The organism is Arcanobacterium phocae (assembly GCF_018913465.1).
Taxonomy (GTDB): Bacteria; Actinomycetota; Actinomycetes; order Actinomycetales; family Actinomycetaceae; genus Arcanobacterium; species Arcanobacterium phocae_A.
On record NZ_JABAPM010000001.1, the window covers coordinates 255,839 to 281,078 of the forward strand.

The 25,240-nt window shown below is 50.1% G+C and carries 23 protein-coding genes; 20 read left to right on the top strand and 3 right to left on the bottom strand.

Going from position 1 to position 25,240, the window contains the following annotated elements; genetic code table 11:
* Nucleotides 1–62 precede the first annotated feature (62 nt).
* Nucleotides 63–1,007, top strand: a complete 945-nt coding sequence (locus KSO86_RS01215; RefSeq protein ID WP_216378276.1) for a DUF5996 family protein — start codon at nucleotides 63–65, stop codon at nucleotides 1,005–1,007.
* An 88-nt stretch (nucleotides 1,008–1,095) separates the two neighbouring features.
* Nucleotides 1,096–1,416 carry a putative heavy metal-binding protein gene (locus KSO86_RS01220; protein WP_216378275.1) on the top strand — a complete coding sequence of 107 codons (321 nt, stop codon included), beginning with the start codon at nucleotides 1,096–1,098 and terminating at the stop codon, nucleotides 1,414–1,416.
* A gap of 69 nt (nucleotides 1,417–1,485) precedes the next feature.
* Here KSO86_RS01220 and phoU read toward each other — a convergent pair whose 3' ends face one another.
* A complete protein-coding gene (gene phoU / locus KSO86_RS01225) occupies nucleotides 1,486–2,166 on the bottom strand; it encodes a phosphate signaling complex protein PhoU (RefSeq protein WP_216378274.1) in 681 nt (226 codons plus the stop codon).
* A 181-nt stretch (nucleotides 2,167–2,347) separates the two neighbouring features.
* On the opposite strand from phoU, the gene KSO86_RS01230 reads away from it, so the two are divergent.
* From KSO86_RS01230 to pstB, 6 genes are all read left to right on the top strand, one after another.
* Nucleotides 2,348–3,514 carry a sensor histidine kinase gene (locus KSO86_RS01230; protein ID WP_216378273.1) on the top strand — a complete coding sequence of 389 codons (1,167 nt, stop codon included), beginning with the start codon at nucleotides 2,348–2,350 and terminating at the stop codon, nucleotides 3,512–3,514.
* Complete coding sequence (locus KSO86_RS01235; RefSeq protein ID WP_216378272.1) at nucleotides 3,511–4,200, top strand: response regulator transcription factor; 690 nt, start codon at nucleotides 3,511–3,513, stop codon at nucleotides 4,198–4,200. Before KSO86_RS01230 ends, KSO86_RS01235 begins: the two co-directional genes overlap by 4 nt.
* A gap of 118 nt (nucleotides 4,201–4,318) precedes the next feature.
* Nucleotides 4,319–5,401, top strand: coding sequence for a phosphate ABC transporter substrate-binding protein PstS (gene pstS / locus KSO86_RS01240; protein WP_216431739.1), 1,083 nt, complete (start codon nucleotides 4,319–4,321; stop codon nucleotides 5,399–5,401).
* A 49-nt stretch (nucleotides 5,402–5,450) separates the two neighbouring features.
* Nucleotides 5,451–6,566: a PstC family ABC transporter permease gene (locus tag KSO86_RS01245; RefSeq protein WP_231943902.1), complete on the top strand. Its 1,116-nt coding sequence runs from the start codon at nucleotides 5,451–5,453 to the stop codon at nucleotides 6,564–6,566.
* A complete protein-coding gene (gene pstA, locus KSO86_RS01250) occupies nucleotides 6,563–7,642 on the top strand; it encodes a phosphate ABC transporter permease PstA (RefSeq protein ID WP_216378270.1) in 1,080 nt (359 codons plus the stop codon). Before KSO86_RS01245 ends, pstA begins: the two co-directional genes overlap by 4 nt.
* An 11-nt stretch (nucleotides 7,643–7,653) precedes the next feature.
* Nucleotides 7,654–8,433 (top strand): phosphate ABC transporter ATP-binding protein PstB, encoded by a 780-nt coding sequence (gene pstB / locus KSO86_RS01255; protein WP_216378269.1) that lies wholly within the window; start codon nucleotides 7,654–7,656, stop codon nucleotides 8,431–8,433.
* A 2-nt stretch (nucleotides 8,434–8,435) separates the two neighbouring features.
* Here the strand turns inward: pstB and KSO86_RS01260 are convergent, their stop codons facing one another.
* Nucleotides 8,436–9,521 (bottom strand): TDT family transporter, encoded by a 1,086-nt coding sequence (locus tag KSO86_RS01260; RefSeq protein WP_216378268.1) that lies wholly within the window; start codon nucleotides 9,519–9,521, stop codon nucleotides 8,436–8,438.
* Nucleotides 9,522–9,717: 196 nt separating this feature from the next.
* Between KSO86_RS01260 and KSO86_RS01265 the strand changes: the two genes are divergently transcribed.
* The 12 genes from KSO86_RS01265 (at nucleotide 9,718) to KSO86_RS01320 (ending at nucleotide 24,598) form a co-directional block, all read left to right on the top strand.
* Nucleotides 9,718–10,338 (top strand): MptD family putative ECF transporter S component, encoded by a 621-nt coding sequence (locus KSO86_RS01265; RefSeq protein ID WP_216378267.1) that lies wholly within the window; start codon nucleotides 9,718–9,720, stop codon nucleotides 10,336–10,338.
* Nucleotides 10,339–10,346: 8 nt separating this feature from the next.
* Nucleotides 10,347–11,141 carry an energy-coupling factor transporter transmembrane component T family protein gene (locus KSO86_RS01270; RefSeq protein WP_216378266.1) on the top strand — a complete coding sequence of 265 codons (795 nt, stop codon included), beginning with the start codon at nucleotides 10,347–10,349 and terminating at the stop codon, nucleotides 11,139–11,141.
* The gene (locus KSO86_RS01275; protein ID WP_216378265.1) at nucleotides 11,138–12,628 is read left to right on the top strand and encodes an ABC transporter ATP-binding protein; all 1,491 of its coding nucleotides are present in this window, start codon (nucleotides 11,138–11,140) and stop codon (nucleotides 12,626–12,628) included. Before KSO86_RS01270 ends, KSO86_RS01275 begins: the two co-directional genes overlap by 4 nt.
* Nucleotides 12,618–14,408: an ABC transporter ATP-binding protein gene (locus KSO86_RS01280; protein ID WP_216378264.1), complete on the top strand. Its 1,791-nt coding sequence runs from the start codon at nucleotides 12,618–12,620 to the stop codon at nucleotides 14,406–14,408. The genes KSO86_RS01275 and KSO86_RS01280 overlap by 11 nt, the downstream gene beginning before the upstream one ends.
* Nucleotides 14,405–16,159, top strand: coding sequence for an ABC transporter ATP-binding protein (locus KSO86_RS01285; RefSeq protein WP_216378263.1), 1,755 nt, complete (start codon nucleotides 14,405–14,407; stop codon nucleotides 16,157–16,159). Before KSO86_RS01280 ends, KSO86_RS01285 begins: the two co-directional genes overlap by 4 nt.
* Entirely contained in the window at nucleotides 16,159–16,833 is a 675-nt protein-coding gene (locus KSO86_RS01290) for a TetR/AcrR family transcriptional regulator (RefSeq protein WP_216378262.1), read from the top strand. The genes KSO86_RS01285 and KSO86_RS01290 overlap by 1 nt, the downstream gene beginning before the upstream one ends.
* Before the next feature lie 115 nt (nucleotides 16,834–16,948).
* Nucleotides 16,949–18,274, top strand: a complete 1,326-nt coding sequence (locus KSO86_RS01295; protein ID WP_216378261.1) for an amidase family protein — start codon at nucleotides 16,949–16,951, stop codon at nucleotides 18,272–18,274.
* 46 nt (nucleotides 18,275–18,320) lie between these two features.
* Complete coding sequence (locus tag KSO86_RS01300; RefSeq protein WP_216378260.1) at nucleotides 18,321–19,256, top strand: cation diffusion facilitator family transporter; 936 nt, start codon at nucleotides 18,321–18,323, stop codon at nucleotides 19,254–19,256.
* 121 nt (nucleotides 19,257–19,377) lie between these two features.
* Nucleotides 19,378–20,823, top strand: coding sequence for a GuaB1 family IMP dehydrogenase-related protein (locus KSO86_RS01305; protein ID WP_216378259.1), 1,446 nt, complete (start codon nucleotides 19,378–19,380; stop codon nucleotides 20,821–20,823).
* A 29-nt stretch (nucleotides 20,824–20,852) separates the two neighbouring features.
* Nucleotides 20,853–22,148: an adenylosuccinate synthase gene (locus tag KSO86_RS01310; RefSeq protein ID WP_216378258.1), complete on the top strand. Its 1,296-nt coding sequence runs from the start codon at nucleotides 20,853–20,855 to the stop codon at nucleotides 22,146–22,148.
* 96 nt (nucleotides 22,149–22,244) lie between these two features.
* Nucleotides 22,245–23,672 carry an adenylosuccinate lyase gene (gene purB, locus KSO86_RS01315; protein WP_366493248.1) on the top strand — a complete coding sequence of 476 codons (1,428 nt, stop codon included), beginning with the start codon at nucleotides 22,245–22,247 and terminating at the stop codon, nucleotides 23,670–23,672.
* Nucleotides 23,673–23,752: 80 nt separating this feature from the next.
* On the top strand, nucleotides 23,753–24,598 hold the full coding sequence (locus KSO86_RS01320) for a NisI/SpaI family lantibiotic immunity lipoprotein (RefSeq protein ID WP_216378257.1): 846 nt from the start codon (nucleotides 23,753–23,755) through the stop codon (nucleotides 24,596–24,598).
* Nucleotides 24,599–24,608: 10 nt separating this feature from the next.
* Here KSO86_RS01320 and KSO86_RS01325 read toward each other — a convergent pair whose 3' ends face one another.
* Nucleotides 24,609–25,190 carry a TetR/AcrR family transcriptional regulator gene (locus tag KSO86_RS01325; protein ID WP_253281423.1) on the bottom strand — a complete coding sequence of 194 codons (582 nt, stop codon included), beginning with the start codon at nucleotides 25,188–25,190 and terminating at the stop codon, nucleotides 24,609–24,611.
* Nucleotides 25,191–25,240: the final 50 nt, after the last annotated feature.

The window sequence follows — 25,240 nt, forward strand, 5'->3', positions numbered from 1 at the left end:
GCGCAGGTTGGTACTATGTTTGCTATATTCTGCAACACTGATTCAACGGAGAAGAAAATATTATGACCACTCCAAATACCCTTTCTTCCTGGCCGGAACTTCGGATTGATGATTGGGAAGATACCCGCGATACCTTGCACATGTGGACGCAGATTATTGGCAAGATTCGTATGCAGTATGCGCCGCTCGTTAATCATTGGTGGCAGGTCACGTTGTATGTATCGCCGGTTGGTTTGACGACGTCGTCGATCCCTTTTCACGGCGACGTGTTCGATATCGAATTCGATTTTATTAGCCATGAAATTCGGTTCCGTCGTAGCAACGGACTGCAAGCGAAGTTTGCGCTAGAGCCGATGACGGTAGCTGACTTTTACACAAAGGTACAACAGTCCATGGCAGACATCGATGTTCCTATGGACATTAGTGTTATCCCTAATGAGGTTGACCCAGCAATTCCGTTCCCGGAGGATACTGTTCATAAGAGTTATGACAAGGACGCTGTTCACCGTTTCTGGTTGCAGTTATCGAAGGTCCATATTGCGTTGGATAGTTTCCGTGCAGGGTTCTTGGGTAAGGTAAGCCCGGTGCATTTCTTCTGGGGATCATTCGATATGGCCTGTACTCGTTTCGTGGATGAGCCTGCTCCGCAGCATCCGGGTGGTGTTCCAAACTGTGCTGACTGGGTGATGGTGGAAGGCTATTCGCATCATCTAACGAGCGCTGGTTTCTGGCCTGGAGGGGAGGGCGAAGGCATGTTCTATTCCTACGCATATCCTGCTCCAGATGGCTACGCTCGCCAAAAGATTGAACCTGCTGAAGCTTATTACAGTGAAGAATTGTATGAGTATGTTCTGCCTTATGAGGCGGTCCGTAAGTCGGACAATCCGGAAGAGATGGTTCGCCAGTTCTTGGAGAGCACATACGCTTTGGCTGCTGACCTGGACGGTTGGGATCGAGAAAAGTTGGACGCTGACCCAGATCGCCTAGCCACCTATATGAATGAGTAGTTTTCGCAGACCGTTTAAGCCTATGTCGCTATCAATGTTCGGCACTAGATAGAATACAAAAAGTTTATACATCATTGGAGATGCTTCTATGATTTCAGTAACCACACCCTCGATCGAGGGGCACAACATTATTCGCTACCATGGCATCGTCTTTGGTGAAGTCATCCAAGGCGTTAACGCGATAAAGGATATCGGCGCCGGGTTGACAAACTTCTTTGGTGGCCGGTCCGGTTCATATGAAGAAGAAATCCTACGCAGCCGAGAAGCCGCAATCCAAGAAATGGAAAACCGTGCCGCCGCACTTGGTGCAAACGCGGTCGTCGGTGTAGATATTGACTACGAAGTGCTTGGAGCCGGAAACAACATGCTGATGGTTACTGCTTCTGGTACCGCCGTCTACATCGACTAACGTTGGCAAAACGATCACAACCAATAATAACACTTGGCGCTGGTACACCAGCGCCAAGTGTTATCAGTACTAAATCTCAGTCAGGTCTACGTCAGCAAACGGGTCGCTGGGATCCTGCATTCCGTTGACCATGAACTGGACACGCTGGGCAACTGAGACAGCATGATCCCCGAATCGTTCTAAATATCGGCCCAATAGAATAATGTCGATAATTTCTTGTCGCGTTAGATCGAGTTCGTCATCGAGCACATACTCGAACGTCTTCTCGTGCAGATCATCGAGATAGTCGTCTTCTTCTTCAATCGCATTGGCAAACTGCAAATCGCGTGTTTCGAGGAGACGCACCATGTTTTCGCTCATGGTGCCAGCGTGTTCCGTCATCTGCACCAGTACGCCAAGTGCCGTATCTGGTAGTACAACATGTGGATAGCGACTGCGCGCAACATAAGCAATATGCCGAGCTAGGTCTCCCATTTGCTCTAAAATTGCTGATAGTCGCAGCGCGGAAACTACCACGCGCAAGTCTGAGGCAACCGGAGCTTGGCGTGCCAGGATAGACACACCCATCTCATCAATCGATCGCTCTAACAAATCTATCTTCCGATCAGCGTCGATAACTTTTTCGGCTTTGGCAAGATTGGCATCACGCATTGCGATACTTGCGCGATTCATAGCCTTCGCTACGGCTTTTGCTTCAAGCACAATCGTGTCATTGAGACGGTTCATTTGTTGATGGAAGAGTTCGCGCACCTGGGCTCCTTGGAAGTCGTTTAGGCAGAATACAGCCGTAAACAAGGATGATCTCGTTTCGTCTGCCGTTACGCTCAGTAAAGCACAGTCATGTTAATTCTGAGCGTCGCAAAGGTTAACAACAGGTGACAAAACATCGCTTGGTTCGAACTTCGTGTTCTCTTACCGTTAGGGTGGAGATATGCACGAGGCTTTATCGTTCGGGCTCGGACTTGTTCTAGGTGCTGTCATCATTGGCGGTATCTGGTTGACCGAGCGTCGTATTCGCCGCCATCGCGATGACAAAGAGTTGCAGTCTGCCAAGCTGGCGATGCACGAGCAGGTCAGACTTATTCTCGATACGTTACCACAGTCCTATATTGTGGTAGATCGTAACCATCGAGTTGTGCGTTCGTCTGCCTTAGCTACTGCTTTTGGACTGGTTCACGGGCAACTCTTGCGTCCGGAACTCGATGCCATAGTCGGTGATATTTTTGCTAGCGGTCAGACCCGCGATACTGAATTTGATATGGCTAACCGGCGATCACGGCATGCGGTTGCGCGACGAATCTGGGTGCGAGTAGCTCGCGCGTCAGCTGACAAAGTCGTTGTCCTTTTTGAAGATCAGACCGAAAAAATTCGGCTAGAAAACACCCGGCGAGATTTCGTTGCGAATGTTTCGCATGAACTAAAAACTCCGATTGGCGGTATCAAGTTGCTCGCCGAAACGATTAGTAACGTCAGTGACGACGTCGAACAAGTGCGTCGGTTTGCGCAGGCGTTAGAAACCGAATCCGATCGACTATCGCAGCTTGTCCAAGAGATTATTCAGCTCTCGCGGTTGCAAGAATCCGATGCGCTGACCGATCCGCAGATTGTGAGTATCGACGCCGTCGTCGTCGAAGCTCTCAAACGAACCCAACTAGAAGCTGACGCACGCCAGATTGACCTGGTATCCGGCGGAGAACCGGGGCTCACTGTTGTAGGGGATTTCCTTCTCCTCGTCACCGCGGTACGAAACTTACTCGATAATGCGGTGCGCTATTCCAACCCGCATTCCCGCGTATCAGTTGTTGTTTCAGGGACGAACACTGAGGTGCACATTGCGGTTATCGACGCCGGAGTGGGAATCTCAGACGAAGCAAAAACACGGGTGTTTGAGCGTTTTTACCGCGGCGATGAGGCGCGCTCGCGCGAAACCGGGGGAACTGGTTTGGGGCTGAGCATTGTGAAACACGTGGTGAATGATCACGGGGGACAGGTGAAACTCTGGAGCGAATTAGGGCATGGCTCAACGTTCACACTCGTGTTGCCGCGGGCAGATGTAAGCGCGGCGGGCATGGCCATACCGGGAGGAGAAAACCGATGACAACGATTCTGGTTGTTGATGATGAACATACGTTACGCGAAACATTGGCGTTCAATCTGCGACGGGAAGAGTTCGACGTCGTTGAAGCTGCTGATGGTCAACAAGCGTTAGATATCTTCGCTACTCATGCTATCGATCTGGTGTTGCTTGACGTCATGTTGCCGCAGGTGAACGGAACCGAGGTGTGCCGAAAGATTCGCAAGACCTCATCGGTTCCGATTATCATGGTCAGCGCCAAGGACTCCGAAATAGATAAAGTCGTTGGGCTGGAAATCGGCGCCGATGATTACATCACGAAGCCGTATTCGTACCGGGAGTTATTGGCTCGGGTGCGTGCTTTGCTCCGGCGCGTGGTACCAGCGATTGACGACGACGGCGCAGCCCACGTCCTCACCGTCGGTCCAGTGACGTTAGATTCGCATTCCCATGTGGTTAGCGTCAATGGTTCCGAAGTAGCAATGCCGTTGCGTGAATTCGAACTGCTGGAATTCCTGATGGAAAATGCAGGGCGAGTGTTAACCCGGAGCCAGATTTTTGACCGGATTTGGGGCGCAGATTATATCGGGGATTCGAAGACGCTTGACGTACATATTAAACGGTTACGATCCAAGATCGAGCAGGTCCCAGCCGAGCCGCAATTGCTTGTGACTGTACGCGGTTTGGGCTACAAATTTGCGGCTAAATAACACTCACTAAGTGTTCACCAAGTGTTAACCCAATAGCGGTTGGGTGGTTACATTCGCCCACTACATTGAATTGTAGATGAGGGATCAGTCCTCATAAGACAATCAAAGGACACATACCGTGAACACATCTCAACGATTGAAGTTAGTCGCCGTTGCATGCGCTGGAGTGCTTAGCTTAGCGGCTTGTACAACTACTGATACCAGCTCGACGACGGGCAATGATTCGCCGTCGTCTACCACGATTAACGGTTCGGGCGCATCGTCACAAGTTAACGCGCAACAAGCCTGGCGTGATAATTTCACAACCAAGTCGGGAACAGTAGTGAACTACGATCCAACCGGATCAGGAACCGGCCGGAAACAGTTCATTGCCGGCCAGGTTGCATATGCGGGAACCGATTCGATTCTTGATGCAGAAGAAGTAGCGAAGGCAACTGCGCGTTGCGGTAGCGAACCACTGGAATTGCCACTGTATATTTCCCCGATTGCGGTGGCTTTTAACCTCGATGGCATTGAGTCACTCAATTTGACAGCGAGCACTATTGCCCAGATTTTCGATGGGAAAATCTCTAGCTGGAATGACTCGCGCATCGCCCGGTTAAATCCTGGCGTCTCACTGCCAGACCTAGCTATTATTCCAGTTAATCGTGCCGATGACTCGGGAACAACGGAAAACTTCCAACACTATTTGATCGAATCTGCCGGTGGGGACTGGCCGTACGAAGCATCGGATACTTGGCCACGTACTGGCACCCAATCTGCGGAAAAGACGTCCGGCGTCGTCAATCTTGTAACCTCAACACCGGGTGCTATTACCTATGCAGATGCGTCTCAAATTGGTGATCTAGGGACGGCAAATGTTGATGTTGCCGGTGAATTCTTACCTTATTCACCGCAAGCTGCAGCGAAAATTGTTGACGGGTCCGCGCCAACAGCTGATGCGTCGGAACGGCGTATAACCGTTGATCTTAAGCGCGATGGCTCCATTGCTGGCGCTTATCCAATCGTGATGGTTTCATACCTGCTGGCATGTACTGATTATGAGCAGGCTCAAAGCGGCCAGGACGTCAAAGATTTCTTAACCTATGTTGCTTCAGCAGAAGGACAGGATACTGCCGCAGCCTCGAATGGCGGAAACGCTCCTATCTCGGATGAGCTGAGAGGAAAAGTCATGGCAGCTATCGGGCTTATTAACGACTAAATCGGTCTGCCAATGCCAGCTGGTGTTACGTAAAAAGAACGGAACCTGAGTGGAAAACAAACTGATAACTCGTTCGACGATTCCGGACCAGTATGATCGCCGTCCACATGCTGTGTGGTCTCCGGTCGCTCGCGGTTCTCGGGTAGATACAGTCTTTCGGTGGATGTCTAGCGGTGCCGGCGCAATGATTCTTGTGCTGCTTGCTGCAGTAGCGATCTTTTTGCTGCTGTCATCGAAAAACGCGCTGTTTGCTTCGGCCGAAACAATTATCGACAACGTCGAATTTACCCGCGGGAAAAATTTCTGGCAGTTTGCCGCGGGTGCTCTGTTTGGCACGTTGCTAGCTTCGATTATTGCGCTAATCATTGCCGTTCCATTCGCGGTGTGCATTGCGCTTTTCATCTCGCACTACGCGCCCCGAAAACTGGCGGTGCTGTTCGGATCAGTTATCGACTTGCTGGCTGCGATCCCATCTGTCGTATTCGGCTTGTGGGGGATGTGGACGCTAGAGCCATTGCTTCGCCCGGTTTTTACCTCAATAGCGACGGCGTTGACGCCGGTTTTGGAGTTCATCTCCGGTAGGAAAGAAACAATCGATGGCGAAACTGTGTGGCAAGGTGGACTGCCGGGGTTTTCTGCCCTTGCACAGAATTTTGACTGGTGGCCCCTACAGCCTGATGCGCTCGTTTTTGTTCCGCCCGCACGAAACATCATGATGGGCGGGGTTATTTTGGCAGTGATGATTTTGCCAATTATTACCTCGCTGTGCCGAGAGGTTTTCCTACAATCCCCGCGGTTACTCGAAGAGGCATCCTTGGCCTTAGGTGCCACCCGCTACGAGATGATCAAAATGGTGGTGTTGCCACACGGGCGTTCCGGTATCGTTTCTGCCACGATGCTTGGTTTCGGCAGAGCATTGGGCGAAACCATGGCGCTATTGATGGTGTTGTCTCCTGGGTTGATGATCAATTTCAAAATTTTCCAGCCCGGCCAACACTCGACGATCGCTTCGCAGATTGCGTTGCGGTTCCCGGAATCTTCGGGACTGTCCTCGGACTTCTTAGTAGCGTTGGGTTTTATCCTCTTCGTCATCACATTCGTGGTGAACTTCGTTGCCCGAGCCATCGTCAACCGTTATGCCGACTTCTCTGGAGCTAACGCATGAGCCAAATTTTATCTACGCCGACGTCGTCGTCCTTCATCTCGCGCCCCCAACGATACCTCCCGCACTGGTTTAACTATCTAGCTGGTGGGGTAGCAGTAGCCGCTGGGCTATTGATATTCGTCGTTGGTCAAAAAGAACCGAACATCGTTGCAGGTGGGTTGCTATCCGCTCTCATCTTCTTGATTATTTCAGGGATATGCGGGTTTGCCGTCGAAGGCGTCCGGTATGGGAAGAACCGGTTGGCAAGCAATGTGATCGTGGGTGCGTTCGTCATGGCTGTCATTCCGCTGATTTCGCTACTTTACACCGTAATCATTCACGGCTGGAGCCGGATGGTTCAAGCCGGGTTTTTCACCCAGACGACGTTTGGATCTTCTCAAGCTGATGCGGTGGTTGGGGCAGGGAACGCAATAGTTGGTACGTTATTCATCACGGCCACTGCCGCAGCGATTTCGGTACCCTTTGGTGTGCTCACCGCTATCTATCTGGTGGAATACGGCCGGGGTGTATTTGCCAAGATCATTACGTTCTTGGTGGATGTCATGACCGGGATTCCGTCAATCGTCGCCGGTCTTTTTGCTGCTGCACTGATTCCGTTAGTCAACCTACAGGTGTTTGGGCATGCCGAATTTAAATCAGGTTTCATGGGGGCAATCGCGCTTGTTGTGCTGATGACGCCGTTAGTAGTCCGCAATACCCAAGAAATGCTGCAACTAGTTCCCAACGAGCTACGCGAAGCGTCGTATGCGCTGGGTGTTTCGAAAGCAGCAACTATTCTTCGCGTGGTCTTGCGAACAGGAGTATCCGGTATCGTATCCGGAATCGTCATTGCCACTGCCCGGATCATTGGAGAATCGGCTCCGCTGTTGATTACTGCTGGAACCACTGATTCCTACAACCTCAATCTGTTCACTGGTCAGATGCTGACGTTGCCGGTCTACGTTTACAACGAATACACCAAAGGGCATCACGTGACGGCGTGGGCAGGAGCATTGATCTTGATCGGAATCGTGCTCATATTAAATCTTTTTGCTCGCTGGATAGCGCGGCGTTTTGCGCCCGCAGGAAACAGATGAAGGGACACATCATGAATGATGGAATCAAAGTAACTGACCTCAATATTTTTTACGGTGATTTCCTTGCTGTCGAAAACGTCAACGTGGAGATAGAGGCGCGTTCGATAACCGCCTTGATTGGCCCGTCTGGATGCGGAAAATCAACGTTTTTGCGGTCCCTGAATCGGATGCATGAAGTGATTCCCGGAGCACACACGAACGGATCTGTCATAATCGACGGGGCAGATATTTATGCGCCCGGGGTAGATCCGGTACGCGTGCGTGAGCACGTAGGTATGGTTTTTCAGCGTCCCAATCCGTTCCCCACAATGTCTATCCAGGATAACGTGTTGGCAGGGCTGCGACTGAACAATCGGCGACTATCTAAAAATGACGCCGCGGAAATAGTAGAGCGCTCGCTGCGTGGCGCAAACCTGTGGAACGAAGTGAAGGATCGACTGGATCGGCCCGGATCGTCGTTATCTGGCGGGCAACAACAACGGTTGTGTATCGCACGCGCTATCGCCGTAGAGCCAAAAGTGTTGTTAATGGATGAACCGTGTTCTGCGCTTGACCCGATTTCTACGCTGGCTATCGAAGACCTCATGCAAGAGCTCCAAAAAGACTACACAATCGTTATCGTGACTCACAATATGCAACAAGCAGCACGGGTTTCGCAAAAGACGGGTTTCTTCAATATTGAGGGTACGGGCAAGCCCGGGCACTTGATTGAATATGACGATACCGAACGTATCTTTGCCAACCCAGCAAACGAACAGACCGAAGATTATGTTTCGGGTCGATTCGGATAGTTTCAGTGGCGACGACGTTGATGTGCAACTGTAGCTATGACGCTTGATGAAGCACACAGTGTCCAAGTAAAGCACAAGAATATCAGTGCGCTTGTGCCGATGGCGCCTGCGATTGATGCTAGGACAGAACCTTGCAAGATAGGGAGCTCGGAGAGCGTTGTCTCGCCCAGTGACATAGTGCCGACTGGGAAGGTCAGTGCCCACCAGCCGGGTGAGAACGGAATAGTGTTCCGTACTGCTCGCCAGGTTTGATGGATAGCAAATGCGAGCATTGGTACGCCGAGGATCATCATGATAATCGCATAGATAATTGCGGTTGTTGTGGCATATGGGTGAATACTGATTCTGAGGAATAGACCGGATGAACCTGAAATGGCTACTGCGGCGGCAGTTGACTGTCCAACAATACCCAACGGAATCCACGCGCTTATTGCATCTTTAAGTGGTAGTGATTGGAAGCGCTTAACTGACCCGTATGCGAGGGCAAAGATGATCAACCCATGGACTAGAGCGATGATAAAACACAAAAATGAGAGCGTTAGCATGAAGAACTGCAGTCCAACTGATTCGTACTCTCGTAAGAGTATTGCTCCAGTAGTTGCAGAAACCATCGGACCGACTACGGCTAATCCCCAAATCGGAGTTGGTTGGCCTAAGTGGCGGAAAAGTGCGTGAGCTAGGAATGAAAAGTTTGTGACGAGCCCAATGAATGTGCCGATCCACCACAAAAAGGTATCACCGATAATTGCGAATGTGCTCAATCCCCAACGAGGGCCAATTGCTAACAGGGCCGCGCCGATCGCTAGGTAGCCCATCGAGACGCTTCCCCAAGCAGGGTCTACCACTGGTAGCAGACGGATGTGGGTATTTCCGTGGAATGTTTTCCATACCCATCGAGTAATGTACGTCGCAGTGAACATGACCAGCAAAATAGTGCCGATTAATAGCAAGCCGGTAGCGAGAGGGAGGAACCAAGGATGATCGTCGGCTTTTCGGCCGATGAGATTTGCGAGGATTGCGGTTCCCATTACTGATGAAAACCATGCTGGCCCCATGGGAGGAATAATAAGTTCGCGTTGAGAATTCACTGTTGTAATTTTCCGCTCCTCGGCTTCGAAATTCCACTAAGGGATTATCGGATAGGTCATAGCTGTTCCTGATTGGGAAGAAGGAACATAAGTGGTATTGGCGTAGCAGGGTAACCGATTGAATAATAAAGAATAGTATTCACTATTAGGGTGTGCTAACCTAATTCCGAACGTCATTCAGTATGAAAGGTTTGTTATGTCTAACCAAGAAATGCCAGAACTACGCACTCGTTCCACATCAGGTACAAATGCTCAAAAAATTGTTTACACCGGCGTGTTCACAGCTATCTATTTCGTTGTGTTCTTCGCCATCGGCATGCTGGGGTTCTTTGGCCCACAATTCATGTTCGTGAGCACACCACTAGCTCTTTTAATCGAAGGTGCAGTGATCGTTTTGATGTTGAATAAAATCCGGTCATTCGGCGCTCTAACTATCTTGGGTATCATCGTCGGTTTATTAATGATGCTCACTGGCCATGCGTGGACAACCTTAGTATTCACCGTTGTTGCATCTTTCCTTGCGGATCTTGTTGCCAAGTCAGGCAATTACACTGATGAAAAGAAAAACATCTTTGCTTATGCGATTCTCCAGCAGTGGTATATTGGTGCCTGGTTGCCAATTTTCTACGCTGCAGATGCCTATTTTGCTGACATCGCTGTGCAAATGGGGCAAGAATATGCCGATCATATGCAGGCAATTTTCACTCCAAATATCATTATCATCTTCACCATCGTGAACTTCTTCGTCGCCCTTATTGGCGGCTGGGTAGGAACAAAGATTCTGCGGAAGAATTTCGCTAAAGCCGGCATCGCCTAAAAAGTGAGATGACGTTGAACGCTGTGAACGTACCGGATCAGATGTGTACCTCGTGGAAACCGATTCGCTATTTTAAAAATGATCCGCGCACAACTCTGCTAGTCGTTTTAGCCATAAACATCACCGTCATTGGTGGAGCTAGCGCTCCTGTTTTACTCATCGCAACTGCCATAGTCGGAATTCTTTTTGCTTCGGTTGGGACGCTTAAAGGCGTTACCAGGTTCGTGGCTTTAGAGAGTGGATTTCTTCTGTTCACCTACTATGGTGCGTCTGTAGGTACTAACGGATTTGTTGCCTTCTTGATTGGTATTAGCTTTTGGATGTCTCGTTTTATCTTGACTGCAACTATAGGTATTTATGCTATCTATTCCATCAGCACGTCTGAACTGGGGGCGGCACTGCGCGCACTATATTTGCCGGCAAGCTTTGTTTCGGCGATCCTCGTGATGCTACGTTTCATTCCAACAATTCTTGCCGAGTTCAAAGCTATCCAAGAAGCAATGAAACTGCGTGGAATAAACCTTGTCGGCGCAGACGTAATCCGTCACCCAACACAAACGGTGCAGTATTTAATTGTTCCGTTGTTAGCTGGAGTTGTTCGTATTGCAGACGATCTTACTGCCTCGGCAGTGATCCGAGGCTTAGGGTCTAACGAGCGGCCACTGCCGTTATACGCAACTCGATTCCGGCCAGCAGATGCACTTATTTTATTCGTAACTATGAGCTATGTTTTGATCCGGTTCTGGAATCCAACTGGTGAAGAGCTACTAGGTTTTGCGCATATTCCAGGATTGATACGATGACTAAGCACGACAATGGGGTAGTTAATTTTGATGACGTTTGTTTTGCCTACCCAGCTCCGCAAGGGCAGCAACCGTCGTTCGTCTTCCAACATTTGAATCTCCATATGCCGGCGGGAAGTTGCACGCTATTTTGCGGACCGTCGGGAAGCGGAAAATCCACTGCGTTGAAAATGGTCAACGGTCTAATCCCACAGCTCCAGCCAGGGCATATGGGGGGAAGCGTGACGGTTAGTGGACATAAAGTGGACGACGTCGATCTGACAGATATCGGAAAAACAAGCGCCACTGTGTTCCAAAATCCCCGGACACAGTTTTTCACGGGGCATGTTTTGGCTGAAATTGCATATGCTGGTGAAAACTACCGTGTGCCGTCGGAACAACTGTGGGATAGATGCATAGATGCTGCACAAGAAACCGGCACATATCATTTGTTGGAACGAAGCTTGCATACGTTGTCTGGTGGGCAGCTTCAATCTGTGGCGCAGGCAAGTGGACTAGCATCTATGGTTCCGGTTTTGCTTTTTGACGAACCGACGTCGAACCTAAGCCCGGAGGCGATTGATAATTTTTCGAGTGTACTCCGCCGTCAAAAAGCGGCTGGTAAAACTATTATTATCGCTGAACACCGATTATATTTTCTGCGCGATCTCGTGGACCAAGTGGTCTATTTTTACCCTGGTTCCGATCCGGAAATTATTGATGGAGTAACGTTTTTCGCTTTCGACGACGCCGAACGTCGTCGTCGTGGATTGCGTGTTTTGGATCTGCCTACAAGTACTGGGATTCCCTATGATGAAGCTACTAGTGAGCGAGTCCATCAGCCACCAATCACTTCTGGCTTATCGTTGCGCAATCTCAACTTTTCCTATCCCGGCCATGAGGTTTTGCATGATTTTAGTGCTGATCTCCCTGCTGGCAAAATAACCGCATTGACTGGCCCTAACGGTGCCGGAAAGACGACGTTAGCGCGGTTACTATGTGGACTGCTTAAGCAGGAATCTGGCACTATTCACCTCGACGGTAAAGCTCGTTCGCCTCGAGCGTTGTCGTCACTTAGCTCCATTGTTATGCAAGATGTCCATCGGCAGCTCTTTGCTGACAGCGTCATCAAAGAAGTTACTTTAGGGGCGGATGCCGACGTCGAAGCGGAAAGATTACTGGAACAACTCGGCCTACTATCTTCTCAGCATCGTCACCCCTTAAGCCTGTCTGGTGGCCAAAAACAGCGTCTTGTTATTGCGGCGGCTTTAGCTACTCAACGCCGGCTCGTTATTTTCGATGAGCCAACATCGGGTGTTGATTATCGTCAGTTGCAAGCCATCAGTTCGCTCTTTCGTCAGCTCGCTGATTGCGGGCACATCATCGTAGTTATTACGCACGATAAAGAGCTACTGACCTCGTGCGCCGATCGGATTCTTCATCTGGCCCCTCTCACACACCCTACTACGTCAAAACTCAACCACACGGAAGAATGTTATGAACGATAATCCCGAAATTACCAATAAAGAAAAAGATAAAGCAGGACGGGTAGCATTTAAAGATCTCCTCAAACCGATTTCTGGACGCATCCTGCTGGCTCGGATACTTGCCGTGACCTCAGCGCTACTTTCGGTTGGCCCATACATTGTTTTAGTACAGCTGTCTGGCACACTTTTAGAAGCATGGCAACGCGGCACTAGCCCTGATCCAGATAAAGTAAGAAATGCTCTGATGCTCCTCATCTGGCTCTTTTTAACAAGACTCTTCCTATATGTCTTGGCGTTAGCCGTCACGCACTTTGCCGATATGCATCTGCGCCGAATCCTACAAGATCAGGTTGCCGAACGCATCGCGCGAGCACCATTATCGTGGTTTACCAAAACTAACTCTGGTTTAGTGCGTAAAGCTGTCCAAGATGATACTGCTGATGTGCACACCGTGGTTGCACACGCTCCAGTTGATAATACAGTGGCTATTGTCAGTCCCATTGCGCTGCTAGTATATGCGTTCTATCTCAACTGGTTATTGGGCTTCATCGCCATTGCCACGATCCCGTTCTACTTTGGTGCGATGGCATACATGATGCGAGATATGGGCGAAAAAACTGCTGAGATGGATACTCGGTTAGGCTATGTTTCGGCAACGATGGTTGAGTTTATTACCGGCATTGCGGTGGTAAAAGCTTTTGGACGTACCGGCAAAGCTCATGAGCGTTACCGTTGTGCTACCGAAGAGTTCCATCGTTTTTATTTGGCTTGGTGCGGGCCGCTACTACGGATGTCAGCATTAGCATATTCGGCGATTTCAACATCTGTTTTGCTTCTAACAAATCTCGGATTAGGAGCGTTGGCTGTTTATTATGGCTATGCTCGGGCTACTGACGTCATCCCCACAGCGATTATCGCATTGATGATTCCGCAGTCCATCGAAGTTTTAGCTAATATGACGTGGTCGATTCAGATGGCGGGCGCGGCTGCGCTGCGTATTCAAAATATATTAAATATCCCGCAGATCTCCCAATCATCTGATCTTCATGTGGGCGATCATGACAGAACCGTGCCAGAAGAAGTCGTTTTCGACCATGTATCTTTTAGCTATGGTGATAATCTAGCCGTTGATGATGTCTCATTGACGCTCAAACCGGGAAGCATAACCGCACTTATTGGTCCGTCAGGTGGCGGAAAATCGACGTTGGCAACTCTGTTAGCTCGGTTCTCTGACCCGGACAGCGGAGCAATTACTATCGGTGGAATAGATATTAGGCAATGGCCCGATGCTCAACTGTACCGATACGTCAGTTTTGTTTTACAAGATCCGCAAATACTTCGGCTGTCGATTCGCGATAATGTGCGGTTGGGATGCCCGCAGGCGGACGATGAAGCGATTTGGCAGGCCTTACGGGATGCCCAGATTGCTGATGAGATTTCCGCTTTGCCCCGTGGCTTGGACACTGTTTACGGAGTTGACACCTATCTTTCCGGTGGACAATGTCAACGCTTGTCTATCGCCCGCGCTCTGTTGATTGATGCACCAATTCTTATTTTGGATGAAGCAACTGCATTTACTGATCCGGAATCTGAAGCACTTATTCAAACAGCATTAACTCGCCTTATAAAAGCTCGGAAAGGTGGAAGAACAGTTCTTGCAATTGCCCATCGTCCGGCATCAGTACAGGGAGTAGATCAAGTGGCAATTTTAGAACAAGGACGGTTGAGCGCAGTGGGCACTCCAGATGAAGTGAATGAACATCCTCTCTATGCAGCTCTGTGGGAAGGAACGAACGCATGAAAACGGTATCACGAGGGATTACCCAACAGATTTTTCGGTTGTTAAGCTCGCAAGGACAAAAACAGCTCCGATCCGTATTCATCCTTGCTGCTATTTCTGGCGTCATTCGTGGTCTGGCTCTGTCTGCTTTCTTACCTGCAGCGACTGCACTGGTAAAGAATGAGAATGTGTGGGGCTTGTCTATCGTCGGTTGGCTCTGTGTTTTGCTCTGTTTGGGAATAACCTCGGCAATCTTAGAGTATGTACTTGCGATGGCAAACTATTCGGTAGCTTTGGATTCCATGGTGAGTTTGCATAAGCAAATAGGTGATCAAGTGGCTCGGCTGCCACTTGGCTATTTCACCTCAGAAACTGCAGGGAAGTTCTCGAGGTTAGTATCGAAACAGATGCTGATGCTTGGCGAATCATTCGCCCACTTTTTAGCGCCGATGATCATGAACACGTTTACTATGCTTGTGCTTCTAGCTGGATGCTGGATCTGGTCGCCGTCGATGGGCATGCTTTTAACAATATGCGTCCCGGTCATGTTACTGGCAGTTTGGGCGTCCCAACGGTGTAAAGAACATGATGACAAGTTAACCACCCCGCCGTCGCAAGAACTATCGGCACGGCTGGTGGAATTTGCTCAAAACCAACCAATTTTGCGAGCTTGTGGACAGGCGAGTTCGTTCGAACCGCTCATTTCAGCAACAAAGGCAACCGAAAAAGCCGGTATCCGCGGCCTATGGTGGGGTGTATTAGGAAATGTCATTGTTGGTACTGCAACCCAGTTCGTTGCAGTGTTTGCGATGATCATTGCCGTCAGTGCTACTTTTGGCTTTAGCGATCCGATTGCAACTATTGTGTTTATTGGAATCATGCTTCGCTTCACTACCATGTTGTCCGAGATTGGTTCGTTAGGCATGGCGTTAGAAGGATCTAGGCCGCTGTTATCACAGATTGACGAGCTGCTTGACGAGCCGGTATTAACTGACCCAATTTCGCCAAAGCCAGTTGAGTGTCCAGGAGCAGTAGAGCTGCAAGACGTGCATTTTGGCTATACTTCGGAGACATCCGTACTCAATGGTGTCAGCATCCGGTTTGCACCTCAATCGTTCACTGCTATCGTAGGCCCTTCTGGTTGTGGAAAAACAACAGTAGCGCGTCTCATTGCGCGATTCTATGAAGTTGAACAAGGCTCAGTTCTAGTTGGCGGCGTTCCAGTGAAAGAGCAACGTGTAGCGGATCTTATGGAGCAAATCGCGTGGGTATTCCAAGATGTTTACCTCTACGATGACACTCTTGAAGCAAATATTAGAGTTGGCAATCCGGACGCTACTGAGGAACAGATTCGCCATGCCGCGGATCTGGCCGGGGTAACAGAGATCGTTAAACGTCTGCCTGATGGCTGGAACACAAAAGTTGGTGAAGGTGGACGCGCATTGTCTGGTGGTGAGCGCCAACGGGTATCGATTGCTCGGGCTATCGTCAAAGACGCGCCGATTGTTTTGTTTGACGAGGCGACCAGTGCTTTAGATCCGGCAAATGAGAATCATGTCGTTCAGTCGCTGAATTATTTGCGTGAGCGGGCTACACTTATCGTTATTGCACATAAGTTATCTACAATCCAAACAGCAGATCAGATTGTAGTCTTAGATTCTCGCGGACAAGTTGCTCAACAAGGTACGCACCAAGAACTTCTTGAAAAAGACGGAACGTATCGGGAGTTTTGGGAGCTTCGTCAAGCAGCTAAAGGATGGTCGTTGACATAATGCGTATGCGCCTGGGACATAAAACTGGTCCAAAACCGAAGTTCACTGCAGAACAAGTGATCGATGCAGTGCTACGAATTGGTTTAGACAAGTTCACTATGTCCCAGGCGGCACACGAAGTTGGGGTAGGCGCTCCTAGTCTCTATCGCCTCTATAATTCTCGTGACGATCTGGTCGCGGCCTGTTTGGAAGAAATAGCTCGACGTCGGCCGTGGGTTTCGCCGCAAGTACCGTGGCCAGATATGCTTCGTGAGTGGTCTCGGTACTGTTGGGAACTGTGCGAAGCGTTCCCAGGATTTGCTCTTACGCTTTACACATATCCATTTCCGCAAGTCAATTTTATGAAATCAGTGCCGTCAATAGTTGAGGATTTTACCGCTGCTGGACTGTCTAAAGACATAGTTCTATTCGCACTAGATTTCATTGGTGATACTGCTATTACAATTCATTTGGGAGTAAGTGCCTATCGGGTTGATCCTCAAGACACCGAACGGCAAGCGCTTGTTCGACGTAACCTTGAGTTATCCAATCAACAATTGGGTACCGATCTGTCTGCACTGCTTTATAGCGCCGACACATACCGGGACTTGGTTGAGCCAAAAATCGAATTTATTATTTCGGCTTTGCAAGCGGGGATACGGCCGCCTGCCAACGGTTTAGGAAGTCTCGCGTAGGCTGCTATCTGGTTAATAAAGATAGAAAACGCCAACGAACAACTGTTTATGCTTCGCTAAATGGTGTGGTTGGACGGCATTAACCTATTGTTCTGTCACAGCGTATAATGGGGTAATGGACGCGGTAGATTTTCTAGAATATGTTAACCGGACTAGTGCTGAGCATGTAGTTACTGAGAGCTTAAAGCGGATTCAATCAAGTGATTTGAATGCCTTCGTGGAAACATTTGATGATGATGCTTTACGCCGTGCAAAAGAATTAGATGCGCTACCGGTTAGCCAACGTGGGCGGTTACATGGCCTGATAGTCGGAGTCAAAGATGAAGTCCACGTTGCTGGATACATTACTGGTTTTGGTACTCGTGCAAACGACAAGCCAGCAAAAGAGTCCTCGCATATCGTGCGGGCTCTTGAAGCAGCCGGTGCTATTATGATTGGTCATACTCGCATGCCAGAATTTGGTGCATGGCCGGTGACAGAGTCTACCTATGGTGGTATTACCCGCAACCCGCTAGATACGCGCCTAAGTCCCGGTGGTTCTTCGGGCGGGACAGCTGCGGCGATAGCCGGTGGTCTTATCCCAGTGGGTATTGGCGGCGATGGTGGCGGTTCGATCCGAATACCTGCTGCTATGACGGGTCTAGTTGGATTAAAACCACGCCGTGGCCGTGTCTCGACTGCGCCGGAACCGCACCTATGGTGGTCGCTCGGAGTGACGGGAGTTTTAACAAAATCAGTGCGTGATGCGGCGTTAATTTACGATGTCATTTCAGGAAATGAAGCGACAGATTTATATACTGCCGACCCGATGGGATCGCTGGTAGAAGCACTAGATAATCCGCCATCGTCACTTAAATTTATGACTGTGAGTCATGCTCCTGCGATGGGAATAGCGCGGACAATTCGTGATGGACTAGCTCAGACTGAGAGAAAGCTAGCGAAGTGCGGATATCAAAAAGTTCCGGGTCCTCGTTTTCTACCAGATGCTACCCGTGCATTTGTACCACAGTTTTTCGCTGGAATACGTACTGAGTACGCGGCCGTCGATCATCCGGAACTGCTTGAGTCACGTACTGCGCAGGTAAACTCTTTGGGAGCTTGGGTTAGTGACGATGTGCGTAAGAAGGCAGAAGCCAGGGGAGAGGTCGTGGCCCAGAAAGTTGATCAACTCCTCGATCGTGCGGAAGTCATCCTGACACCTACATTGGCGGCGTTGCCGCCACGTGCAGATGTTACTCGAAACAAAGGTGCGATTCGTACCGCGTTGGTTGCGCGTCCGTACATTGCTTTTACATCATTATTCAACGTTACTGGGCATCCTGCGATGACTATCCCAGTGCAGGTAGATAAAGCTTTCCCCGTGGGGATTCAGCTGGTAGCGCGTAACGAAGAAACTCTTGTTGCCGTTGCTCAACAAATCATGGGTGGCAAGCTTCGGTGAAACTAAAAGCCTGAGTGTGTCAGCCCCTCAATAAGGAATATAGATAATGAATCACGATCATACTCACGGCCATGAACATGGCGTTTTAGAATCGAGTTCACGTACTCGTCTGGGTATTGCATTGGCAGTGACAACCGTTGTTCTTGCCGTTGAAATTATTGGTGGGCTGGTTTCAGGTTCGCTTAGTTTGTTGGCTGATGCCGGTCACATGTTTGTGGATTCTTCGGGTTTAGTTGTTGCCTTAGTTGCTGCGCATCTACTGCGTCGCCCGCGCGATACAACTTACACGTGGGGGTGGGGAAGAATCGAAATCATTGCTGCCGCCGTTCAGGCAGGTATGTTGTTCCTTATTTGTCTATGGGTCGCGTACCATGCAATTTCGCGTCTTGTTAGCCCAGTTGCCATCGAAGTCGGTCCAATGCTACTGGCTGCTGCGGTGGGCCTGGTGGCAAATATTGTATCGATGGCAGTACTGTTTGGCGGTCGAGATGAATCGTTGAATATGAAAGCCGCTTTTTTGGAGGTCTTTAATGACACACTAGGTTCAGTTGCAGTGCTTGTCTCCGGGTGCGTTTACTACCTGTGGGGTTGGGAACGCGCCGACGGCGTCGCTGCACTGTTCGTGGCAATCTTGATGGCCCCGCGGGCGGTTATTTTGCTTCGCCGAGCGCTACGGATTTTGATGGAAGCAACTCCGCAGGAACTTGATGCACATACAATTCATAACCACTTTCTAGCAATGGAAAACGTGTACGACGTTCATGATTTGCACATTTCCACAATTCAAACTGGTGTTGTCTCGTTGACTGCGCATATTGCTATTGACTCTGATACTAGCGATGAACAGCGGGCTAGGCTTTTGCATCGGTTAGAAGAATGCGCTCAGGAACATTTCGATCTTCCTATTGCTCATAGTACGTTTCAGTTTGAACCGAAGGAACACAGCGGGCACGAAAAACTAGCGCATGGATCCCATTCCTAGGCTGGTGGGTTGAACGATCTACCGTCACTATGTTTCATAATGTGGAACGGGCTCATTTCATATTGTGAGAGATTGCGATAAGTGGTGGAATTTGGGTTGTTCACCTCGATAGAGTTTCTTAGTGAAATTCTTAAACAATACTGTGCCCACTTTTGATCTCACTTACGACGATGTCTTCATGGTTCCGTCCCGTTCCTCGGTCGGATCCCGGAGCAACGTCAATCTAGCAACCAGCGATGGGTCGGGAACCACAATCCCGCTCGTGGTTGCAAACATGACGGCTATTGCCGGCAAACGCATGGCAGAAACAGTTGCCCGTCGGGGCGGTCTAGTCATCATTCCGCAAGATATCCCAACTGGCATCGTTGTTGACACAATTGCTGCTGTTAAGTCTCGGCATCTGGTTTATGAAACCCCCGTCGTCGTCAAGCCGCACCACACCTGCGGATATGCGCTGGGACTAATTCCGAAGCGTGCGCACGGGGCTGCCGTCGTCGTTGATCCTGAAACCAACGTACCGGTCGGCTTGGTCGTAGAAAAAGACTTAACCGGCGTCGATCGGTTCACCCAAGTTCGTGATGTCATGTCCACTGAACTTTTCACCCTGCCAGCTGGTATCGATCCACGCGAAGCATACGAGATTCTCAAGTCCCATCATCATCAACTAGCGCCAGTTGTTGACGACGACGGCGCTTTGCTCGGCGTTCTCACCCGTGCCGGAGCAGTGCGTGCCACCATTTATAAGCCAGCAGTTGACGCTAATGGTCACCTGCGCATCGGCGCTGCTATTGGAATGAACGGCGATCCCGTTGGCAAAGCGCAACAGCTTGTGGCAGGCGGGGTAGACCTCCTCGTTGTTGATACTGCCCACGGACACCAAGACAAAATGCTCGAAACCGTGCGCGCAGTCCGGGCCATTTTGCCTGCCGGATTCCCACTTGTTGCTGGCAACGTGGTAGCTGCTGATGGCGTTCGGGACTTGGTTGAGGCCGGGGCATCTATTGTGAAAGTGGGCGTGGGGCCAGGTGCGATGTGCACCACCCGTATGCAGACCGGCGTTGGACGGCCGCAGTTCTCTGCAGTTCTCGAATGTGCTGCAGAAGCGAAGAAACTCGGTGCACATGTGTGGGCCGACGGCGGAGTTCGTCACCCGCGTGACGTTGCTCTGGCGCTCGCGGCGGGTGCTTCCAACGTTATGGTGGGTTCCTGGTTTGCCGGAACATACGAATCGCCTGGTGACGTCAACTATGACGCTAACGGACGAGCATATAAAGAGTCTTTTGGTATGGCATCTAAGCGTGCGGTGCGTAACCGCACTGCCCGCGAATCAGCTTTCGATCGAGCACGTAAGGCGCTGTTCGAAGAAGGTATTTCGGTTGCTCGCATGTTCATCGATCCAGAACGTCCCGGAGTTGAAGACCTGATCGACCAGATCATTTCTGGTGTTCGTTCCTCCTTCACCTACGCTGGTTCGCAAAATATTGCGGAGTTTGCCCAGCGTGCAATCGTTGGTATTCAGTCATCGTCGGGCTATCGCGAAGGCGCGCCAGTACCGACGTCGTGGTAACAATCTGTGGTCTGAGAGAAAGAATTATTATGTTCAAGAAAGAAAATTCTGGTTCGTGTGCGGCTATCGTCGGAGCCAACTGGGGAGACGAAGGCAAAGGCCGAATGGTTGACCTGTTGGCTGCGGATTACGACGTCGTTGTACGTTACCAAGGTGGCGGAAACGCTGGACACACCGTCGTCAACGATTACGGAACGTTCGCGTTGCACCTGTTGCCGTCAGGTATCTTTAACGACGGCGTGCTCAACATCCTCGGTAACGGAGTGGCTCTGAACGCAGAACAGCTGTTTACCGAAATCGATACGATTGCCCAGCAAGGTGTATCGGTGAGCCCAGAAAACTTGGTGGTTTCGGAACGCGCATCGCTACTCTTACCGTGGCATCGGGAACTAGACACGCTAGAGGAAATGCGACTAGCTGATAAGCAGTACGGTTCTACTCGCCAAGGTATTGCACCGTTCTACTCCGATAAATTCCAAAAGAAGACGATTCTCGCTGGTGAATTGCGTGATCCAGAACGGCTCCGCCAACATGTTGCGGACCTTCTTGAATGGAAGAACCTCACGCTTACCAAGGTTTACGGGGCGCCAGAGGCGAAACTGGAAGACATCATGGAATGGATCGATACGTGGGCGATGCGCCTCGTGCCATTCTTAGCTAACACGGCGAAGGTGCTATCGGATGCGCGCAGTGCCGGTAAACGTATTTTGTTCGAAGCTCAGTTGGGCGCTCTGCGTGACATTGACTTTGGAATCCACCCGTTTACGACGTCGTCAAATACAGTTGCAGCGTATGCTCCAGTTGGTGCCGGACTGCCGAGTTTGCAGCTCGATCGAGTGACGGCTGTGGTCAAGGCGTATTCCACGTGTGTTGGAGCCGGTCCATTCACTTGTGAATGGTTCGGTGAAAAGGCTGATAAATTGCGGGATGCTGGTGGTGAGTATGGCGCCACCACCGGACGGCCACGTCGTGTTGGTCCGTTGGATCTAGTTGCAACCCGTTACGGAATCCAGATGCAAGGAGCCACTGAGATCGCGCTGACCAAGATGGATGTTCTCTCTGACATGGCAGAGATCCCGGTATGCGTCAGTTATGATGTGCACGGAACACAAACAGACGAATTCCCATTCCCAGCCGATCTTGAGGAAGCACGTCCAGTAGAACAGACGTTGCCAGGATGGCAGTGTGATATTAGCGGATGCCGCACATGGGATGAGCTCCCAGAACAGGCACGTGCCTACGTAGAGTTCATTGAAGAGCGCATTGGGTGCCATATTCGGTATGTGAGTGTGGGCGCGCAGCGCGAAGCCTATATTGTTCGATAGATAACCTTCGGCTGGCTGTGGCAGTCGTGGAGCTTCCACGGCCAGCTCTATAATTATTTCTAGTTGCACTACTTGTCCCAGAAAAGAGCAGTCTTCGTGGATCATTCAGCCAAGAATCGCTATGTCAATCCGTTAACAACCCGCTATGCGTCAGATTTCATGGTCGAGCAGTTCTCTCAACGAACTCGTATCGAAACCTGGCGAAAGCTGTGGGTGTCGTTAGCTCGTGCACAGCACGAACTGGGGTTGCCGATTTCAAGCGAACAAGTTGCTCAACTCCGCGATCACGTTGCGGATATCGATTGGGATGTGGTGGCCGCTCGCGAAGCGCAGGTCCGCCACGACGTGATGGCGCATGTCTATGCTTTTGGCCAGGTTGCGCCAGATGCTGCCGGTATTATCCATCTGGGTGCTACCAGCTGCTATGTGACTGATAACGGGGATCTAGTCATTTACCGTGATGCGTTACTGCACGTGCGCCGTTCCTTGTGCACTGTCATTGCTAATTTGGCGCAGTTTGCCCAACAGTATCGAGCTATGCCAACGCTTGGATACACGCATTATCAACCTGCTCAGCTAGTGACCGTTGGCAAACGCGCTACCTTGTGGATGCAAGATTTTATGGCAGACCTTGAAGAACTCGACTTCGTGATTTCGTCTGTTCGTTTCCTTGGCTGCCGGGGAACCACTGGAACGGAAGCAAGCTTCATGGAGCTGTTCGACGGCGATGAGGAACGTATCGATCAGATGAACTCGCGGATTGCGCAAGACTTCGGATTCGATCGACTTTTCGATGTTGCTGGCCAAACCTATCCGCGTAAATTCGATTCACGGATCATGAATTGCTTGTCGTCGATTGCACAGAGTGCATATCGTATGGCGCAAGATATTCGCTTGCTACAACACGATCGCCAGGTTGAAGAACCGTTCGAGGCCCAGCAAATCGGTTCGAGTGCGATGCCGTACAAGCGCAACCCGATGCGTACCGAGCGCATTTGTTCCTTGGCACGTTACGTCATGTCCGACGTCGCTAATCCAACGATGACGGCGGCAACTCAGTGGTTTGAACGTACCCTCGACGATTCGGCAAATCGCCGTATTTCGATGCCGGAAGGTTTCTTGGCTACCGATGCGATCTTGCGTCTGTGTATGAATGTGACGTTTAATTTGCATGTTAACGACCAGATCATCGCAAAGTCGGTGCGTGACTATTTGCCATTTATTGCTACCGAAAATATTTTGATGGAAGCCGTCAAGCGTGGCGGCGATCGGCAAGAATTACACGAATTGATTCGCGAAGAATCTCACCGTGCAACTGCCTTGATGAAGGCCGGCGAACCGTTTGATTTATTGGGTGCACTTGCTATGCATACAGAGTTCAATATGACGGAAGAGGAATTGAACGCAGTGCTCGATCCGGCTGCGTTTATTGGACGCTGCCCGCAGCAAGTCGATAACTATTTGGCTAGTGTGCGTCAAGCGATTGGGGAGTGCCAGCCAAGCGATCAGCTGCTAGCGGTTTAGTCTGATGGTAGAGGTAGCTCTACTAAAAAAGTAGAAGCCGGGCTATTTCAACTCGAGTGTGAATGCATCATAATCGAGTTATGAATAAAAAGTCGAGGATACAACAATGGCTAAGGATTCCTGCATTACTGTTAGCTACAGTGTTGTTATGTTCAGGATGCTCAACGTTTGAGGCGCTCACTCGCTACTATGCACGGGACAAAATCCACTGTCAGCTGGCATATCCCGATATTCAACATTTTTCGTGTGGTGATATAGCCTATGCCATCACTGCCGAGCGAGCAGAAGACGAGCAAGTCGGGGACTGGATCGGATACATCCGTCAACTCGTTGTTGTCGATAAAACTGGCAAGGTAGTGGCCTACCAAGATGCAACCATTATGTACGACCCAGATGTTGTGGTAGATGGCGAGCAAAAGCAACCAGGTAACCATACAATACAATTTTTCAACGTCTACCGTGAACACGGCGAATCCACGGCACTACTCGTCGATATTGGAAATCAACGTTACCGCGCAGTTGACGAACGTCAGCTTGATCCAGGGAGTGAACTCTATACTCCGCAACCTCTTGCGCAAGACGCGTCCAGTGATAGCCATGAGGCATCCCTCCGCCTCGATCCGGAAAATGCTTACGTATTCTATGCTTACGGGCAACGTTATACGGTCACGAATGAAAAACTCGGCGACCGCCAACTGGGAGAACTGATCGGTGGAATAGACGATGTCGTTGTGTTCGACGTCGAGAGTGCCCGTCCACTATCTAAAAAGCAGCTTGCTGAAATTGACTGGCTGGGAACACAATCGGACAAAGAGCGTGATGTGTGGAATTATGGGGAAGTGTCACACATACAGGGCAGCGATCCAGATCAAGAGTTAGCGGTGGAGATCAACGGTAGTTACCGACTAGCGCGGCGCATAGAATGAGGCATCGTTTTTAGATGAGATGAGTGTGTAAGTGTAGAGTCTCAGCGATGATTCGGGCGATCTTTTCGTTGGAAATTTCGGGGTTTGACCGGATGAGTGCAGCCAAGCCAGTGAGTAGAATGTAGAGAGTCTCATTGATATGGGAAATACTGATAGAGTGCCGCTTCTCGTAGTCTTGGACTGTTGTTTCGCTAATATAGAGTGCAATTCTGCGGGCCGCTCGGTCAATGAAGACAAGATACAACTGAGCATTTGCGTCATGCGCTAGGCTCGTGGCAAAAGGACCGTCCTCATGGAGAATTTTACGCATCAGCACGGTGGCTTCGTCTAAGGCTTTCTCAATATTTCCTGGCTCGCGAGCGTTGTTCCATTCCTCGAGTTCTTCGAGGAATTCATCAATCACGTAGTCAAGAAGCGCTTCTACCACTTCTTCCTTAGTTGCGAAATAATGGTAAAAAAGCGACCGAGTGATATCAGCCTCGGCGGTGATAGCCGACACGGTGATCTTTGAGGCACCATCTCGAATAATGACTCGATGCGTAGCATCGAGAATCGACTTGCGGGTTTGCATACTGCGTGCTTGCTTGACCATTTTTATCACTCTCCTTAGCCAGAATAGGAATTATATGGAATAAAAGTCAA

Excerpts from the sequence above, each read along its gene's own strand:
- KSO86_RS01215 (WP_216378276.1), top strand. The coding sequence starts at position 63 with ATGACCACTCCAAATACCCTTTCTTCCTGGCCGGAACTTCGGATTGAT.
- KSO86_RS01220 (WP_216378275.1), top strand. The coding sequence starts at position 1,096 with ATGATTTCAGTAACCACACCCTCGATCGAGGGGCACAACATTATTCGC.
- KSO86_RS01230 (WP_216378273.1), top strand. The coding sequence starts at position 2,348 with ATGCACGAGGCTTTATCGTTCGGGCTCGGACTTGTTCTAGGTGCTGTC.
- KSO86_RS01235 (WP_216378272.1), top strand. The coding sequence starts at position 3,511 with ATGACAACGATTCTGGTTGTTGATGATGAACATACGTTACGCGAAACA.
- pstA (WP_216378270.1), top strand. The coding sequence starts at position 6,563 with ATGAGCCAAATTTTATCTACGCCGACGTCGTCGTCCTTCATCTCGCGC.
- pstB (WP_216378269.1), top strand. The coding sequence starts at position 7,654 with ATGAATGATGGAATCAAAGTAACTGACCTCAATATTTTTTACGGTGAT.
- KSO86_RS01265 (WP_216378267.1), top strand. The coding sequence starts at position 9,718 with ATGTCTAACCAAGAAATGCCAGAACTACGCACTCGTTCCACATCAGGT.
- KSO86_RS01270 (WP_216378266.1), top strand. The coding sequence starts at position 10,347 with ATGACGTTGAACGCTGTGAACGTACCGGATCAGATGTGTACCTCGTGG.
- KSO86_RS01275 (WP_216378265.1), top strand. The coding sequence starts at position 11,138 with ATGACTAAGCACGACAATGGGGTAGTTAATTTTGATGACGTTTGTTTT.
- KSO86_RS01280 (WP_216378264.1), top strand. The coding sequence starts at position 12,618 with ATGAACGATAATCCCGAAATTACCAATAAAGAAAAAGATAAAGCAGGA.
- KSO86_RS01285 (WP_216378263.1), top strand. The coding sequence starts at position 14,405 with ATGAAAACGGTATCACGAGGGATTACCCAACAGATTTTTCGGTTGTTA.
- KSO86_RS01290 (WP_216378262.1), top strand. The coding sequence starts at position 16,159 with ATGCGTATGCGCCTGGGACATAAAACTGGTCCAAAACCGAAGTTCACT.
- KSO86_RS01295 (WP_216378261.1), top strand. The coding sequence starts at position 16,949 with ATGGACGCGGTAGATTTTCTAGAATATGTTAACCGGACTAGTGCTGAG.
- KSO86_RS01300 (WP_216378260.1), top strand. The coding sequence starts at position 18,321 with ATGAATCACGATCATACTCACGGCCATGAACATGGCGTTTTAGAATCG.
- KSO86_RS01310 (WP_216378258.1), top strand. The coding sequence starts at position 20,853 with ATGTTCAAGAAAGAAAATTCTGGTTCGTGTGCGGCTATCGTCGGAGCC.
- KSO86_RS01320 (WP_216378257.1), top strand. The coding sequence starts at position 23,753 with ATGAATAAAAAGTCGAGGATACAACAATGGCTAAGGATTCCTGCATTA.
- KSO86_RS01325 (WP_253281423.1), bottom strand. The coding sequence starts at position 25,190 with ATGGTCAAGCAAGCACGCAGTATGCAAACCCGCAAGTCGATTCTCGAT.